The sequence below is a fragment of the Microbacterium petrolearium genome (genome assembly GCF_054782875.1).
Window position 1 is genome coordinate 109,460 of record NZ_BAAGRQ010000002.1, and the last position, 14,673, is coordinate 124,132.

General features: G+C 72.7%; 14 protein-coding genes. 9 read left to right on the forward strand and 5 right to left on the reverse strand.

Going from position 1 to position 14,673, the window contains the following annotated elements:
- The first annotated feature begins 6 nt into the window (after positions 1-6).
- Genes folE through ACYVJ0_RS02495 form a run of 7 tightly spaced genes read left to right on the forward strand, consistent with a single transcriptional unit; the run spans position 7 to position 5,402 of the window.
- Complete coding sequence (gene folE, locus ACYVJ0_RS02465; protein WP_460815769.1) at positions 7-612, forward strand: GTP cyclohydrolase I; 606 nt, start codon at positions 7-9, stop codon at positions 610-612.
- Positions 609-1,406, forward strand: a complete 798-nt coding sequence (gene folP / locus ACYVJ0_RS02470; protein ID WP_460815771.1) for a dihydropteroate synthase — start codon at positions 609-611, stop codon at positions 1,404-1,406. Before folE ends, folP begins: the two co-directional genes overlap by 4 nt.
- Positions 1,403-1,804 (forward strand): dihydroneopterin aldolase, encoded by a 402-nt coding sequence (folB, locus tag ACYVJ0_RS02475; RefSeq protein WP_460815772.1) that lies wholly within the window; start codon positions 1,403-1,405, stop codon positions 1,802-1,804. The genes folP and folB overlap by 4 nt, the downstream gene beginning before the upstream one ends.
- A complete protein-coding gene (gene folK, locus ACYVJ0_RS02480) occupies positions 1,801-2,337 on the forward strand; it encodes a 2-amino-4-hydroxy-6-hydroxymethyldihydropteridine diphosphokinase (protein WP_460815774.1) in 537 nt (178 codons plus the stop codon). The genes folB and folK overlap by 4 nt, the downstream gene beginning before the upstream one ends.
- Positions 2,334-2,822: a DUF3180 domain-containing protein gene (locus ACYVJ0_RS02485; RefSeq protein WP_460815775.1), complete on the forward strand. Its 489-nt coding sequence runs from the start codon at positions 2,334-2,336 to the stop codon at positions 2,820-2,822. Before folK ends, ACYVJ0_RS02485 begins: the two co-directional genes overlap by 4 nt.
- Positions 2,773-3,561, forward strand: a complete 789-nt coding sequence (locus ACYVJ0_RS02490) for a PH domain-containing protein (RefSeq protein WP_460815777.1) — start codon at positions 2,773-2,775, stop codon at positions 3,559-3,561. The genes ACYVJ0_RS02485 and ACYVJ0_RS02490 overlap by 50 nt, the downstream gene beginning before the upstream one ends.
- Positions 3,558-5,402 (forward strand): PH domain-containing protein, encoded by a 1,845-nt coding sequence (locus ACYVJ0_RS02495; protein WP_460815779.1) that lies wholly within the window; start codon positions 3,558-3,560, stop codon positions 5,400-5,402. Before ACYVJ0_RS02490 ends, ACYVJ0_RS02495 begins: the two co-directional genes overlap by 4 nt.
- On the opposite strand, the gene ACYVJ0_RS02500 is transcribed toward ACYVJ0_RS02495, so the two are convergent.
- The 4 genes from ACYVJ0_RS02500 to chvE all read right to left on the reverse strand — a co-directional run bounded on the left by ACYVJ0_RS02500 (position 5,396) and on the right by chvE (position 10,594).
- The gene (locus tag ACYVJ0_RS02500) at positions 5,396-6,586 is read right to left on the reverse strand and encodes an ROK family transcriptional regulator (RefSeq protein ID WP_460815781.1); all 1,191 of its coding nucleotides are present in this window, start codon (positions 6,584-6,586) and stop codon (positions 5,396-5,398) included. The two genes, ACYVJ0_RS02495 and ACYVJ0_RS02500, sit on opposite strands and share 7 nt — an antisense overlap.
- Positions 6,587-6,594: 8 nt before the next feature.
- Positions 6,595-7,833: a multiple monosaccharide ABC transporter permease gene (gene mmsB, locus ACYVJ0_RS02505; RefSeq protein WP_460815782.1), complete on the reverse strand. Its 1,239-nt coding sequence runs from the start codon at positions 7,831-7,833 to the stop codon at positions 6,595-6,597.
- On the reverse strand, positions 7,830-9,353 hold the full coding sequence (gene mmsA / locus ACYVJ0_RS02510) for a multiple monosaccharide ABC transporter ATP-binding protein (RefSeq protein WP_449853761.1): 1,524 nt from the start codon (positions 9,351-9,353) through the stop codon (positions 7,830-7,832). Before mmsA ends, mmsB begins: the two co-directional genes overlap by 4 nt.
- Positions 9,354-9,505: 152 nt before the next feature.
- Positions 9,506-10,594 carry a multiple monosaccharide ABC transporter substrate-binding protein gene (gene chvE / locus ACYVJ0_RS02515; RefSeq protein WP_449853760.1) on the reverse strand — a complete coding sequence of 363 codons (1,089 nt, stop codon included), beginning with the start codon at positions 10,592-10,594 and terminating at the stop codon, positions 9,506-9,508.
- Positions 10,595-10,910: 316 nt separating this feature from the next.
- On the opposite strand from chvE, the gene ACYVJ0_RS02520 reads away from it, so the two are divergent.
- On the forward strand, positions 10,911-11,621 hold the full coding sequence (locus ACYVJ0_RS02520; RefSeq protein ID WP_460815784.1) for a DUF2520 domain-containing protein: 711 nt from the start codon (positions 10,911-10,913) through the stop codon (positions 11,619-11,621).
- 149 nt (positions 11,622-11,770) lie between these two features.
- Positions 11,771-13,291 carry a lysine--tRNA ligase gene (lysS, locus tag ACYVJ0_RS02525; protein WP_460815786.1) on the forward strand — a complete coding sequence of 507 codons (1,521 nt, stop codon included), beginning with the start codon at positions 11,771-11,773 and terminating at the stop codon, positions 13,289-13,291.
- Between the two features lie 26 nt (positions 13,292-13,317).
- Here the strand turns inward: lysS and ACYVJ0_RS02530 are convergent, their stop codons facing one another.
- Complete coding sequence (locus ACYVJ0_RS02530) at positions 13,318-14,499, reverse strand: DUF4192 family protein (RefSeq protein ID WP_460815787.1); 1,182 nt, start codon at positions 14,497-14,499, stop codon at positions 13,318-13,320.
- Between the last annotated feature and the right edge of the window lie 174 nt (positions 14,500-14,673).

The following is a 14,673-nucleotide window of genomic DNA, read 5'->3' on the forward strand; positions in this document are numbered from 1 at the left end:
GCGGGCGTGGGTGTCGATCGCAGGCGCGTCGAGGAGCTGACGCGCGAGCTGCTGCTGGCCGTGGGCGAGGATCCGGATCGTCCCGGGCTCCGTCGCACGCCGGAGCGGGTGGCCGACATGGTCGCCGAGCTGTTCGCCGGCGTGGGTGAGGACCCGGCGGCGCCGCTCGCGCACACGATCAGCGTGGCGCAGGGCCCGGCGCCCGAGACGCTGCCGACGGGCGCCGTGATCGTGCGCGACATCCGCTTCCGCTCGATCTGCGAGCACCACCTGCTGCCCTCGGCCGGGCGCGCCCACATCGCGTACCTGCCGGGCGAGCGCGTGGTGGGGCTCAGCACGCTGCCGCGCGTGGTCGACATCCTCGCGAACCGGCCCCAGGTGCAGGAGCGCCTGGGCGAGCAGATCGCCGACGTCGTCGCCTCCTCGCTCGACGCGCGCGGCGTGCTCGTGGTGCTCGACGCGGTGCACCAGTGCGTCACGATGCGGGGAGGGCGCCAGCCCGACAGCTCTACCGTGACCGTGGCCGCGCGCGGCGAGCTGGCCGAGCCGGCCGCCCGCGCCGAGGTCATCGCGCTGATCGCGGCGGCGCGGCCGACGGGGGAGCACGCATGATCGACATCTGGGGGATCGTGAACGTCACGCCCGACTCGTTCAGCGACGGCGGCGCGCACTTCGACCACGAGGCGGCGATCGCGCACGGGCGGCGGCTGCGCGCCGACGGCGCGACGGTGCTCGACGTGGGCGGCGAGTCGACGCGCCCCGGGTCGGAGCCGGTCGGCGCGGACGAGGAGATCCGGCGCATCGGGCCCGTGATCGCCGCGCTGGCCGCCGAGGGCGCCGTCGTGAGCGTCGACACCTACCGCGCCGCCACGGCCGAGGCGGCCATCGCCGCCGGCGCCCGGATCGTGAACGACGTGGCGGGCGGGCTCGCGGATCCGGACATCCTGGGCGTGGTCGCCGGCTCCGACGCGGAGTACGCGATCGGGCACTGGCGCGGCCCCTCGGTCGACATGTACGCGCAGGCGCGGTACGCGCACGTGGCGCGCGAGGTGGCCGCCGAGCTGCGCGCGCGGGCCGAGTCGGCGCTGGCCGCCGGCATCCCCGCCGAGCGGATCATCCTGGATCCGGGGGTCGGGTTCGCCAAGCGCGGCGAGCAGAACTGGGAGCTGCTGCGCGGCCTGGGTGAGGTGACGGCGCTCGGGTACCGGGTGCTCGTCGGCACCTCGCGCAAGCGCTTCCTCGAGGCGGCGCTCGGGGAGGGGCCGTCGATGGCGCGACGCGACCTCGCGACCGCCGTGACGAGCGTGCTGGCGGCGCAGGCGGGAGCGCACGCCGTGCGCGTGCACGATGCTGCCGCCTCGCGCGACGCGCTCGCGGTGGTCGGCGCGTGGGAGGGACGGAAGTGAATCCCGTGGACATGATCGAGCTCACGGGCCTGCGGTGCTTCGGCCGCCACGGGGTCTTCGACTTCGAGCGCGAGCAGGGGCAGGAGTTCGTCGTCGACCTGCGGCTGAGCGTGCAGACGGCGCGCGCGGCCGAGACCGACGACGTCGCCGACACCGTGCACTACGGCGAGCTGGCCGAGAAGGTGGTGGCGATCGTCGGCGGCGAGCCCGTGAACCTCATCGAGACGCTCGCGCACCGCATCGCGCGCGCGGTGCTCGAGGACGAGAGGGTCCTGTTCGTCGCCGTCACGGTGCACAAGCCGCAGGCGCCCATCGCCGCGCAGTTCGCCGATGTGTCGGTCACCGTGCACGACGGCGTGCCCGAGCGGCTGCCGGGCGCACCGGGGGCGCGGCGATGAGCCGCCGCCTCGCCGAGCCCCTGCCGCCGCGCGAGCCGCGGGAGCCCGCCGCGCCCGTGGACGCCGTCGTCGCGCTCGGCTCGAACCTGGGCGACCGCGAGCGGCTGATGCGCGAGGCGATGCACGATCTGCGGCACCTGCCGCTCACGGAGCTCGTGGCGGCGTCCGAGCCGATCGAGTCGGTCGCGCTCACCCTCGACGGCCCGAGCGAGGAGCGGCCGGCGTACCTCAACGCCGTCGCGATCGTGCGCACCCGCCTCGCGCCCGACATGCTGCTGGCGATGCTGCACGTCATCGAGTCGCGCCACGGGCGGGTGCGCGCCGAGCGCTGGGGCGATCGCACCCTCGATCTCGACCTCATCGCGTACGGTGACCGGATGAGCGACGACGAGCGGCTGCAGCTGCCCCACCCGCGCGCCGCCGAGCGCGACTTCGTGCTCGGGCCGTGGCTGTCGATCGATCCGGATGCCGTGCTGCCCGGCCGCGGCCGCGTGGCCGACCTGCTCGCGGCGCTCGGGAAGGACGCGCGATGAAGCGCACCGGCCCCGTCTCCCTCCTCATCGCCGCGCTGCTCGGCGGCGGCGCGGCGTTCCTCGTCGACCACCTGCTCACCGCGAGCGGGCGCGCCACGTTCACGCCCGCGGTGTCGCTGCCGATCCTGCTCGTCCTGCTGGGCGCGGCGTGCGTCGCGCTGGCGTGGCCGATCCGGCGCTCGCTGCTCGATCCGAAGGCGCCGCGCGTCGATCCGTTCCGGGCGGTGCGGATCGCGATGCTCGCGCGCGCCTCGAGCATCGTCGGCGCCGCGCTCGGGGGAGCGGGTCTCGGCTTCGTCGCCTACCTCGCCACACGGCCGGTGAGCCCCGGGATAGGCTCGATCGGCACGATCATCGCAACCGCGGTGGCGGGGGCCGTCCTCGTGACCGCAGCGCTGATCGCCGAACACTGGTGCACGCTGCCGAAGGATCCCGATGACCGAGAGCCCGACGACCCCGGAGCCGGCGCGCCCGCCGCACACTGACGGGCAGGTGCCGCCCGCGGCGCCACCCGTGCCAGGCGCGGTCCCTCCCCTTCCCGAGGGCGCGCCGCCCGTGCCGCCCCGGCCGGCCGATCCGCCGCGCGCCGAGCAGCTCGGCGCCGAGGCCGCGGGCGCCGAGGTGAGCGCCGCGTCGGGCGAGCCCGCCCACGTGCCGCTCGCGCCGCCGTCCGGCCACAGCGCCCCCGAGGCCGCGCCCGCACTCGATCGCGGCACCTACACGGCCGTCCGCGAGCCCCGCGGCCAGGGCCGACTCGCGCTCGACGGGCACTGGCACCAGATCTCACCCAAGTACGTCGTGTCGCAGACCGTGCAGAACGCGATCTTCGCCGGGCTCGTGATCGCCGCGATGCTCGTCGTCGGTCTCGCGCTCGACCAGCCGTGGGTCTGGTGGCCGGGGGCCGCGCTCCTCGTGGTCACGCTCATCACGCAGCTCGTGCTGCCCCGCCAGGCTCGCGCGCTGGGCTACATGCTGCGCGAGGACGACATCGTCTTCCGCAAGGGCATCCTGTGGCAGCGGATCGTCGCCGTCCCCTACGGTCGCATGCAGCTCGTCGACATCACGCACGGGCCGATGGATCGCGCCTTCGGCATCGCGAAGCTCAAGATGGTGACGGCCGCCGCGACGACGGGCGTGGAGATCCCCGGCCTGTCGCAGGAGGCCGCCGAGGCGCTGCGCGACACCCTCATCCAGGTCGCCGAGACCCGACGGACCGGGCTGTGACCGATCCGAGCCTCCCCACCGGCCGGGCCGCCATCGCCGGCGACGCGGCTCCCGCTCCGCTCGCCGGCGGCGGCGGCTCGTCGGCGCTCGCCGACGGCGACTGGCACCGGCTGCACCCGCTGACGCCGCTGTTCAAGGGCGGGATCGCGCTGATCATCGTGATCGGCATCCTGCTGGCCAACCTGCGCGACCGGATCATCTACGGCTTCATCTCGGTCGTGGCGCCGCACGAGCTGGCCGACGACGAGTACGACTACGAGAACGGCGATCCGATCGGCTGGGCGATCGACTGGACGGTCGCGAACAACATGGTGATCGTCGCGCTGCTCGTGCTGCTGGCGATCGTCGCGATCGTCACGGGCCTGTTCTGGCTCAGCTGGCGCGTGCACCAGTTCCGCATCACCGACGAGCACGTCGAGGTGCGCAAGGGCATGATCTTCCGCACGCATCGCCGCGCGCCGCTGGATCGCGTGCAGGGCGTCAACCTCACCCGGCCCTTCCCGCCGCGGCTCATCGGCATGGCCAAGCTCGAGGTGGACGGTGCGGGCACCGACGCGAACGTGCCGCTCGAGTACCTCGCCGTGCGCCGGGCCGAGGAGGTGCGCGCCGACATCCTGCGCCTGGCCTCCGGCGCGCGCGCCGCCAAGCGCGCGGCGCGCGAGGCGGCGGCGCCCGGTTCCGCGGCCGCCGGTGCGGCGCCGCACGGCCGGCTGCAGCAGACGGTGTCGGCCGGCGTGCAGGAGCTCGTCGAGGGCGCCGACCTGGCGGATGTCGCACCCGAGAGCGTCGTGAAGCTGCCGCTCGGGCGCGTGATCGCCTCGCAGCTGCTCGACGCCGTGGTCTGGATCATCTTCTTCGGGGGGATCTTCCTCGTCTCGCTCGTCGGGCTCATCCCCGTCGCGCTGACGAACGAGGACGGCGAGGGATTCATCATCCTCGGGATCACGGCGCTGACCACGGGCGTGCCCATGGCGCTGGCCGTGGTGAGCGTCGTGTGGAGCGGCCTGAGCAAGGCACTGCGCTACGCCATCGCGCCGACGCCCGACGGTGTGCGCGTGACCTTCGGGCTGCTCACGACCGTCACCCAGACGATCCCGCCAGGGCGCATCCACGCCGTCGAGCTCGTGCAGCCGCTGCTGTGGAAGCCGTTCGGCTGGTGGCGCATCAACATCAACCGCGTGTCGGGCCAGAGCGCCGCCGCCCAGGCGTCGGCGCAGCAGCAGTTCAGCCAGGTGCTGCCCGTGGGCACGCGCGACGACGCGATCCGGGTGCTGCAGCTGATCCTGCCGTACCTGCCCGCCCAGGACCTGCCGTTCGTGATCGATCACGGCGTGCTCGGCCCCGGGGAGGGCGACCCGTACCGCGTCATGGCGCGGCGCGCCTGGTGGCGCCGGTTCGCGTCCTCCAAGAGGCACGGCGCGCTCGTCACCGCGTACGCGCTGCACCTGCGCCGCGGCACCGTGTGGCGCCGGCAGGCGATCCTGCCGCTCGCGCGGCTGCAGGGGGTCTCGATCTCGCAGGGGCCGATCAGCCGCCTGCAGACCGTCGGATCGCTGCAGGCGCACACCGTCACCGGCGCCGTGTCGGGCACCGTCGTGGGGCTGGACCGCGCCGACCTGATGGCCGTGTTCGCCGAGGTGCGCGCCGGGGCCGTCGCCGCCGCGGCGGCGGACCGCACCCATCGCTGGGGTGAGCACGGCGACGCTGCCGTGGGCGGCGCGGACGGCTCGCGGGCCGTGCCGGCCATGGCCGCCGGCGCGATCGGCGCGCCCGTCGCGGGCGCCGGGCAGCCCGGCGCGGCTGCCTGGCGGCCCGGCGGCGAGCCGGGCGCGGATCAGTAGATCGGCAGCGCGAACTCGAGCGGGTCGTCGAGCATCGGCTCGAACGCCAGCTGGGCGGCCCCGACGAGCAGGCGGTCGACGCCGAGCGTGCCGCGCGAGAGCTCGAGAGCCTCGGCGATGGGCGGCATGAGCTGCTCGCGCAGGGCCGTCTCGAGCGTCTCGGGCTGGGACTCGTAGAGGGCGCTGAGGAAGCCGCCGAGCACGATGAGCGACGGGTTGAATGCGTTCACCGCGTTGCGCAGGCCCACGGCCAGCATGCGCAGCTGCCCGGCGATGATCTCGTCGAGCGCAGGGCTGCGGTGGCTGGCGATGGCGGCGCCGACCTCGCGCAGGTCGAGGTCGTCGAGGCCCATCGCGCGCAGCAGCGCGTCGAAGCGCACCTCGGTCTCGAGGCAGCCGATGGCGGAGCAGTGGCACCGCCGGCCGTGCGAGTTGACGAGGGTGTGCCCGAGCTCGGCGATGTAGCCCTGCGCGCTCGGCAGCTGCTGCCCGCGCGCCCGCACCCCGCCGCCGATGCCCGAGGACCCGCCGTGCAGGTACAGCACGGTGTCGTGGCCGCGGCCCGCGCCGAACATCGCCTCGGCGGCGGCGCCGAGGCTCGCGTCGTTCTCGACGTACGCCGGCAGCCCCGTGCGCATCGTGATGGTCTCGGCCATGTGCACGTCGTGCCAGCCCAGGTGCGGCGCCAGGCGCACGACGCCGGAGTCGGGCTGGACGAGCCCGGGCACCGCGATGCCGACACCCACGACCTGCTCCGTCGTGAACCGCGCGTGCACGGCTCCGACGAGCTTCGTGATGAGGTCGATCGCCGCCGCCGCGCTGTGGTCCTGCACCTCGTGCCGCATGCGGAAGCGCACCGCGCCGCCCAGCCCGACCGCGCCGATCGTGATGGAGTCGAGCTCCGGGTTCACCGCGAGCGCGACGATGTCGTCGCTCGGGCGCACGATCGGCGACGGCCGGCCGGCCGCGCCGGTGTCCTCCGGCGCGGCCTCGACCACGAAGCCGCGCGCCGCCAGATCGGCGACGAGGCCGCCGATCGTCGAGCGGCTGAGCTCGGTCAACCGCGTGAGCTCCGCGCGCGAGAGCGGGCCGTGCTCGTTGGTGAGGCGAAGGAGGCGTGAGACGTTCGCGCGGCGGACCTGACTCGATCCGCCGCGCGACGACACGATGCCGGGTACTGCCACCGGCCTCGTCAGCCCTTCGACGAGCGGCGCTTGTTGAAGAGGTCGAACGCCACCGCCAGGAGCAGCACGAGGCCCTTGATGGCCTGCTGCCACGCCTGGTCCACCGAGAGGATCGACAGACCCATGTTCAGCACGCCCATCACGAACGCGCCGATGACGGCGCCGATGACGGTGCCGACGCCACCCGTGACGGCCGCGCCGCCGATGAACACGGCCGCGATCGCGTCGAGCTCGTAGCTCGTGCCCGCGGTCGGGTTGGCCGCGCCGGCGCGCGCCGCGACGAGCACACCGGCGAGACCGGCGAGCGCGCCCATGTTCACGAAGATGAGGAAGTCGACGCGCTTCGTGCGCACGCCCGACAGCGCCGCGGCCTGCAGGTTGCCGCCCATCGCGTAGATGTTGCGGCCGAACACCGTGCGGTTGAGCAGGAACGAGTAGCCGATGATGAGCACCGCGAGGATGATCAGCACGACGGGGACGCCGTTGTACGCGGCCAGCAGCACGCCGAGGAACAGCAGGAAGACCGCGGCGAAGACGATCTTGCCGATGTACGCGAAGCCCGGCTCCTTGGGCAGCTCGAGACGGGTGAGCTCGCGGCGCTTGCGCCACTCCCCGACCCCGAACGCCGCGGCGACGAGCACGACGACGACGAGCGTGAACAGGTCGACCTCGTCGAACAGCCGCCCGAAGATGCCCGAGACGTCGAACGTGCCGAACAGTCCGGGCACCCAGCCGCCGGCGAGGTTGTTGAACTCCTGGGGCAGGCCGCCGATCGTCTGGCTGTTGAGCACGACGAGGGTGAGGCCTCGGAACAGCAGCATTCCCGCGAGGGTCACGATGAACGCGGGGATGCCCACGTAGGCGATCCAGAATCCCTGCCAGGCGCCGATGAGGCCGCCGACGAAGATGCCCAGCAGGACGGCGACGGGCCAGGGGAGGTGCCACTGCGTGATGCCGATCGCCGTGACGGCGCCGACGAGCGCGACGACGGAGCCGACGGAGAGGTCGATGTGCCGCGCGATGATGACCATGACCATGCCGATGGCGAGCACGATCACGTACGCGTTCTGCGTGATGAGGTTGTTCACGTTGCCGGGCAGCAGCAGTCGGCCGCCCGTGAGGATCGTGAACAGGGCGATGATCGCGATGAGCGCGGCGAGCAGACCGTACTGCCGCATGTTGTTGCTGAAGTAGCGGAGGATGCCGCTCGTGGCGGAGTCCTTCGGCTTCGTCGTGGTGTCGGTCATGCTGCGTTCTCCTGCGTCATGTAGTGCATGAGCACTTCCTGGTTGGCGTCGGCGCGGGCGACCTCGCCCGTGAGCCGGCCGCCGGCGATGGTGTAGATGCGGTCGCAGAGCCCGAGGAGCTCGGGCAGCTCGGAGGAGATGACGATGACCGCCTTCCCCTCGTCGGCGAGCCGGTTGATGATCGTGTAGATCTCGTACTTCGCGCCCACGTCGATGCCGCGCGTCGGCTCGTCGAGGATCAGCACCTCCGGATCCGAGTAGATCCACTTCGAGAGCACGACCTTCTGCTGGTTGCCGCCCGACAGGCCGCCGACGACGGCGGAGACGGACTGCGCTCTGGTGCGCATCGCCTGGCGGAAGCGGTCGGCGACCTTGATCTCCTCGTTGACGTTGATCACGCCGGTGTTCGAGACCTTGTCGAGGGCCGCCGCGGTGGTGTTCTCGGTGATGTCCCCGATGAGGTTGAGCCCGTAGTGCTTGCGGTCCTCGGTGGCGTAGGCGAGGCCGTTGTCGATCGCCTCCTGCACCGTGCGCGTGGAGATCGGCTTGCCGTCGAGGAAGACCTTGCCGGAGATCTGCTGGCCGTAGGAGCGGCCGAAGATGCTCATCGCGAGCTCGGTGCGGCCGGCGCCCATGAGGCCCGCGAAGCCGACGATCTCGCCGGCGCGCACCGAGAACGACACGTCGTCGACGACCTTCCGCGAGCCGTCCACCGGGTGGAAGACCGTCCAGTTCTCGACGCGGAACTTCTCCTCGCCGATCTTCGGCTCGTGGTCCGGGAACAGGTTGTCGAGCGGGCGGCCCACCATCGAGCGGATGATGCGCGACTCCTCGATCTCGTCGCCCGAGATCGTCTCGATCGTCTTGCCGTCGCGGATGACCGTGACGGTGTCGGCGATGCGCTTGATCTCCTTGAGCTTGTGGCTGATGATGATCGACGTGATCCCCTGCCCCTTGAGGTGCAGGATCAGGTCGAGCAGGTGCTGCGAGTCCTCGTCGTTCAGCGCCGCCGTCGGCTCGTCGAGGATGAGCAGCTTGACGTTCTTCGAGAGGGCCTTCGCGATCTCGACCAGCTGCTGCTTGCCGACGCCGATCTGGCTCACGGGCGTGGCGACGTTCTCGTCGAGCCCGACGCGCGCGAGCAGCTTGGCCGCCTCGAGGTTTGTCTTGCCCCAGTCGATCACGCCGAAGCGCTGGATCTCGTTGCCGAGGAAGATGTTCTCGGCGATCGAGAGGAAGGGGCTCAGCGCGAGCTCCTGGTGGATGATGACGATGCCCTTCGACTCGGAGTCGTTGATCGTCCGGAAGTGCTGGGGCTCGCCTTCGAAGACGATCTCGCCGTCGTAGGAGCCGGTCGGGTAGACGCCCGAGAGCACCTTCATGAGCGTCGACTTGCCCGCGCCGTTCTCGCCGCAGATCGCGTGGACCTGGCCGCGCTCGACCGTGAGCGTGACGTCATCGAGGGCCTTGACCCCGCTGAATTCTTTCGTGATGCCGCGCATCTCGAGGATTGCTGACATGTGCCCTCCCAGGGTGAGGTTGGATGCGTGCGCACGCCGTCGCGGCGGCGGCGCCGCGCACCGTGAGCGCCGGTCGGTCGCCGGCGCTCACGGTGCTGTGGGGTGCGCGGGGGCGTGATGCGCCCCCGCGCGAGGCGGATGCCGCCGTCGGCTCAGAGGCCGAGCTCGTCCGCGGAGTAGAAGCCCGACTCGACGAGGTGCTGCTCGATCGTGTCCGGCTCGACGACGATCGGCTCGAGGAGGTAGGCCGGCACGACGTGGTCGCCGTTGTCGTAGGTCTCGGTGTCGTTGACCTCGACCTCTTCCTCGTTCAGGACCTGCTCGATCATCGTCGCGACGCGCTCACCGAGCTCGCGCGTGTCCTTCCAGACGGTCATCGACTGCTGGCCGGCGATCATCGCCTGCACGTTGGCGAGGTCCGCGTCCTGACCGGTGATGATCGGCCACTCCTCGCCTACCGAGTAGCCGTTGCCGAGGAGCGCCTGCTCGATGCCGAGCGCGAGGGAGTCGTTGGGCGAGAGCACGACGTCGACCTGCTCGCCGCCCGAGTAGAACGACTGCAGGCGGTTCTCCATCTCGGCCTGGGCGTCGTCCGAGCCCCAGCCGAGGATGCCGAGCGACTCCACCGAGGGCGTCTTGCCCGAGCGGATCACGAGCTGGCCGCTGTCGACGTACTCGGAGAGCACGTCCCACGCGCCGTCGAAGAAGAACTGGGCGTTGTTGTCGTCGGGGCTGCCCGCGAACGGCTCGAAGTTGAACGGGCCGGCGCCGTCGGCCAGGCCGAGCTGGTCGACGATGTACTGACCCTGCAGCTGGCCGACCTGGTAGTTGTCGAAGGTCGCGTAGTAGTCGACGTTCGGCGTCTCGTTGATGAGGCGGTCGTACGCGATGACCGTGATGTCCTGGTCCGCGGCCTCCTGCAGCACCGGGCCGAGCACGGTGCCGTCGATCGCGGCGACGACGAGGACGTCGACGCCCGAGGCGACCATGTTCTGGATCTGGCTGATCTGCTGGTCGGTCTCGTTGTCGGCGTACTGCAGGTCGGCCGAGTAGCCGTCCTCCTCCAGGAGGTCCCGCAGGTGCTCGCCGTCGTTGATCCAGCGCTCGAGCGAGCGCGTGGGCATCGAGATGCCGACCGCACCGGCCTCGCCGCCACCGCCGCCGTCCGCCGCGCAGGCGCCGAGGCCGAGGGCGAGTGCGCCGGTGGTCGCGACCACCAGCAGCTTCTTTGTCACTCCCATGTGACTGTTCCTTTCGCAGTGGGCGGTGCAGCAGCGCAACGCGCCAGCGTTATGTTGACGGGTCGAACATAATCCCCTCCGGAGGGCCCCGCAACCGGCGAGTGTCACGATTCGGCCACGGCCATGGCGGCTCTCGGCGGCTTTACAGCGGGGGTTTGTCCTGAGCACGCACATTCGCCGAGCCGGGCAACCGCCTTCCCGGCGGGACCCCCGCGGCGCGGGAGCGGCGTGCGCGGGCCGGGGCGCTCGGGGCAGGTGCTCGGCCAGGCGCTCGGGCCAGGCGCCCGGGCCACGGGGCTCGCGTAGGCTCGACGACGTGAGGCGCGACGGCAGGCTCGGGGTCGGCATCGTGGGCTCGGGGCGGGTGGGGCCCGTCATCGGGGCGGCGCTCGCCGGGGCGGGGCACGCGCTCACTGGCCGCACGCGCGCGTCGGACGAGGAGCGGGCGTCGGCCGTGCTGCCCGACGTGCCGGTGCTCGAGGCGCCCGAGGTGCTGCGCCGCAGCGAGCTCGTCGTCGTCGCGGTGCCGCGCGCGGATCTGCCCGGCGTGGTGGGCGGGCTGGCCGAGGCCGGGCACTGGCAGATGGGGCAGCTCGTGCTGCACACCGACGCCGCGCACGGGATCGAGGTGCTGCGGCCCGCCGCCGAGAAGGGCGCGATCCCGCTGGCCGTGCATCCCGCCATGGCGTTCACGGGCACCTCCATCGACCTGCGCCAGCTGGCCGCCGCCTACGCGGCCGTGACCGCGCCGGCCGCGGTGCTGCCCATCGCTCAGGCCCTCGCGGTGGAGCTCGGGTGCGAGCCCGTGGTCGTGGCCGAGGCGGACCGCGCCGCCTACGCGGAGGCGATCGCCACGGCCAGCGAGTTCTCGAGCCAGATCGTGCGGCAGGCCACCGGCATCCTGCGCGGCATCGGCGTCGAGAACCCGGGCGGTTTCCTCTCGTCGCTCGTGCGCTCCACCGTCGATCACGCGCTCGCCGAGGCCACGCCCGCGATCCCGGACCTGCCGCCCGACCTCGACGACTGATCCGGACCGCCCGGCCACGGTGCGGTCGTGTGGCCGGAGCCGCTGTGCGCCCGCCGAGAGGGCCGCGACGGGCGATCACTAGACTGGGAGCCGTCTTCCGCGGTCGCTCGGCCGCGATCCGCCTCCCGTGTCTGTCGAGGATCCCGCGCATGTCCGAAACCCCCGCCGAGAACGCCGCCGCGAGCGAAGAAGAGGACATCTTCGAGCAGAAGGCGGTGCGCCTGGCCAAGCGCGAGCGGCTCATCGCCGAGCGCGACTCGGCCGCCGGGGGCGCGTACCCCGTGTCGGTGCCGGTGACGACGACGATCGCGGCGCTGCGGGCGCAGCACGCCGACCTCGAGGCGGGTGCCGAGACCGGTGAGACCGCCGCGGTCGCCGGCCGCGTCGTGTTCAGCCGCAACACCGGCAAGCTCTGCTTCGCCTCGCTGCAGGCCGGTGACGGATCGCGCATCCAGGCGATGGTGTCGCTCGCGAAGGTGGGGGAGGAGTCGCTCGCCCGCTGGAAGGAGCTCGTCGACCTCGGCGACCACGTCTCGGTGTCGGGCGAGGTGATCTCGAGCCGCCGCGGCGAGCTGTCGATCATGGTCGAGGAGTGGCAGATCGCCGCGAAGGCCGTGCTGCCGCTGCCGAACCTCTACCGCGACCTGAACGAGGAGACGCGGGTCCGCCAGCGCTACCTCGACCTGATCGTGCGCGAGCAGGCCCGCACCACCGTCGTCGCCCGCGCCAAGACCAACGCGAGCCTGCGCGACACGTTCGCCCGCCACGGCTTCCTCGAGGTCGAGACGCCCATGCTGCAGGTGCAGCCGGGTGGGGCTACGGCCCGCCCGTTCATCACGCACTCCAACGCGTTCGACACCGAGCTGTACATGCGCATCGCCCCGGAGCTGTACCTCAAGCGCGCGGTCGTGGGCGGCATCGACCGCGTGTTCGAGATCAACCGCAACTTCCGCAACGAGGGCGCCGACTCGACGCACAGCCCGGAGTTCGCGATGCTCGAGGCCTACCAGGCCTACTCGGACTACAACGGCATCGCCGACCTCACGCAGGAGCTGATCCAGAACGCCGCCGTGGCGGTGGCCGGATCCACGACCGTGACGTGGGCCGACGGCACGGAGTTCGACCTGGGCGGCGACTGGGACCGCGTCTCGATGTACCCGTCGCTGTCGCAGGCCGCGGGCGTGGAGATCACGCCCGAGACGACGATGGACGAGCTGCTCGCACTGGCCGAGAAGTCGGGCGTCGAGGTGCCGCGGCACGCGACACACGGCAAGCTCGTCGAGGAGCTGTGGGAGCACTTCGTGAAGACGCATCTCGAGCGCCCCACGTTCGTGATGGACTTCCCCGTCGACACGAGCCCGCTCGTCCGCGAGCACCGCTCGATCCCCGGCGTCGTGGAGAAGTGGGACCTGTACGTGCGCGGGTTCGAGCTGGCCACCGGCTACTCGGAGCTCGTCGACCCCGTCATCCAGCGCGAGCGCTTCGTGGAGCAGGCGGCCCTGGCCGACCGCGGCGACGACGAGGCCATGCGCATCGACGAGGACTTCCTGCGCGCCCTCGAGCACGGCATGCCGCCCACGGGCGGCATGGGCATGGGCATCGACCGCCTGCTCATGGCGATCACGGGCCTCGGCATCCGCGAGACGATCCTCTTCCCGCTCGTCAAGTAACGCGGCGCCCGCCGCGGCGGTTGCGCTCATCGCCCACCGCGCTCGGGGCGCTCGAACGCCCACGCCGGAAGGTAGCCGTTCGCGAGCATCGTCGCGAGGATGCGCGCGAGCCCGTGCCCGGGGTCGACCTCGAGCGCGCGCGAGACGTACCAGCCCGCATGCGTCGAGTTGCCCAGCGCCCAGCTCAGCCACGCGGCGCTCGCCAGCGGGCCGACGCGCCGCCGTGAGCTCACGCTGGCGGCGACCGCCCTGGACAGCTCCAGCCCGCGCCGCAGCCGCCCGGGGTCGGGTCGCGGTCCGTCGCCCGCCAGCCGCACCGGCTCGTCCGGCACGCTCGCGTCGCCCCGCTGGAACCGCAGCTGCCACGCGAGCGTGCGGCGCCCCGCCTCGACGTCGGCGCTCCACTGAGTCAGCGCCACGTCGCGCAGCAGGGGCGCGCCCAGCGCGAGCGCGAGGAACGCGGCCTCGGCGGGGTGCAGGTCGTCCGGATCCCACGACAGCGCGTCCTCGAGGACGCCGGGCAGATCCGCGAGTGACTGCTCGTCCGGCGCGGCGCCGCCCTGAGCGCCGCCCTGAGCGGCACGTGGCTCCGCACTACCGCTCGGCCGCGCGCCCGCGTTGGCGTCGCCGCCGTCGCCGACGGCGCCGGGCACGCGTCCCTGCAGCTCGGCGATCGCCTGCGCCACGCGCCGGCGCGCGGCCTTGCCGACGCGGGGCAGCTCGAGCCCCGCGTGCTGGTCGCGGGAGACCGGACCGCGCCCGCCGTCGACATCCGGCGGCGGCTCGATCTCGGTGAGCGGGCGCGGCGGAGCCGGGTCGCCGTACGAGGCCCAGCCGTCGCGCGCGACGAGGTGCGCCCCGAGCACCGCCAGACCGCACTCACCGGCGCGGCCGGTGATGCGATCCACGAGCCGGCGCCGCACGAGCCCGCCGGCGCCGCCGCGCCAGGCGCCATGACACCGCTCGTCGGTGTACACGACGAGCGCCACGCCGTCGGCATCGCGCACGCGGCACACCGTGCCGATCGCCGTCGCGGCGAAGGCGGCCTCGTCCTCGCCCGGTGCGGGCAGATCGAGGCGCAGCACGCCGAGGCTGCGGCTTTCGCGGAACGGCACGAGCACCACGCTCTCGCGCGGGGTGAACCCCGCGAGATGCGGCACGAGCGAGAGGAAGCGGGCGGGGGAGGGGGCGCGAAGGATCGTCGTCATGCGGACGATCCTTCGCCTCCCGCCCCCGCCGCGTCCCGCGATCCACAGGTCGGATCCGCCGATCCCACCCGATCCCGTGCCTGTGGAGGGATCGAGCGCGCACGGGCCGACGCCGCGCCGGGCCGAAACCCACGGCCGAGCACCCGCCCTCTCCCAGGATCCGACGCGCCCGCG

Excerpts from the sequence above, each read along its gene's own strand:
- folP (WP_460815771.1), top strand. The coding sequence starts at position 609 with ATGATCGACATCTGGGGGATCGTGAACGTCACGCCCGACTCGTTCAGC.
- folK (WP_460815774.1), top strand. The coding sequence starts at position 1,801 with ATGAGCCGCCGCCTCGCCGAGCCCCTGCCGCCGCGCGAGCCGCGGGAG.
- ACYVJ0_RS02485 (WP_460815775.1), top strand. The coding sequence starts at position 2,334 with ATGAAGCGCACCGGCCCCGTCTCCCTCCTCATCGCCGCGCTGCTCGGC.
- ACYVJ0_RS02490 (WP_460815777.1), top strand. The coding sequence starts at position 2,773 with ATGACCGAGAGCCCGACGACCCCGGAGCCGGCGCGCCCGCCGCACACT.
- mmsB (WP_460815782.1), bottom strand. The coding sequence starts at position 7,833 with ATGACCGACACCACGACGAAGCCGAAGGACTCCGCCACGAGCGGCATC.
- mmsA (WP_449853761.1), bottom strand. The coding sequence starts at position 9,353 with ATGTCAGCAATCCTCGAGATGCGCGGCATCACGAAAGAATTCAGCGGG.
- chvE (WP_449853760.1), bottom strand. The coding sequence starts at position 10,594 with ATGGGAGTGACAAAGAAGCTGCTGGTGGTCGCGACCACCGGCGCACTC.
- lysS (WP_460815786.1), top strand. The coding sequence starts at position 11,771 with ATGTCCGAAACCCCCGCCGAGAACGCCGCCGCGAGCGAAGAAGAGGAC.
- ACYVJ0_RS02530 (WP_460815787.1), bottom strand. The coding sequence starts at position 14,499 with ATGACGACGATCCTTCGCGCCCCCTCCCCCGCCCGCTTCCTCTCGCTC.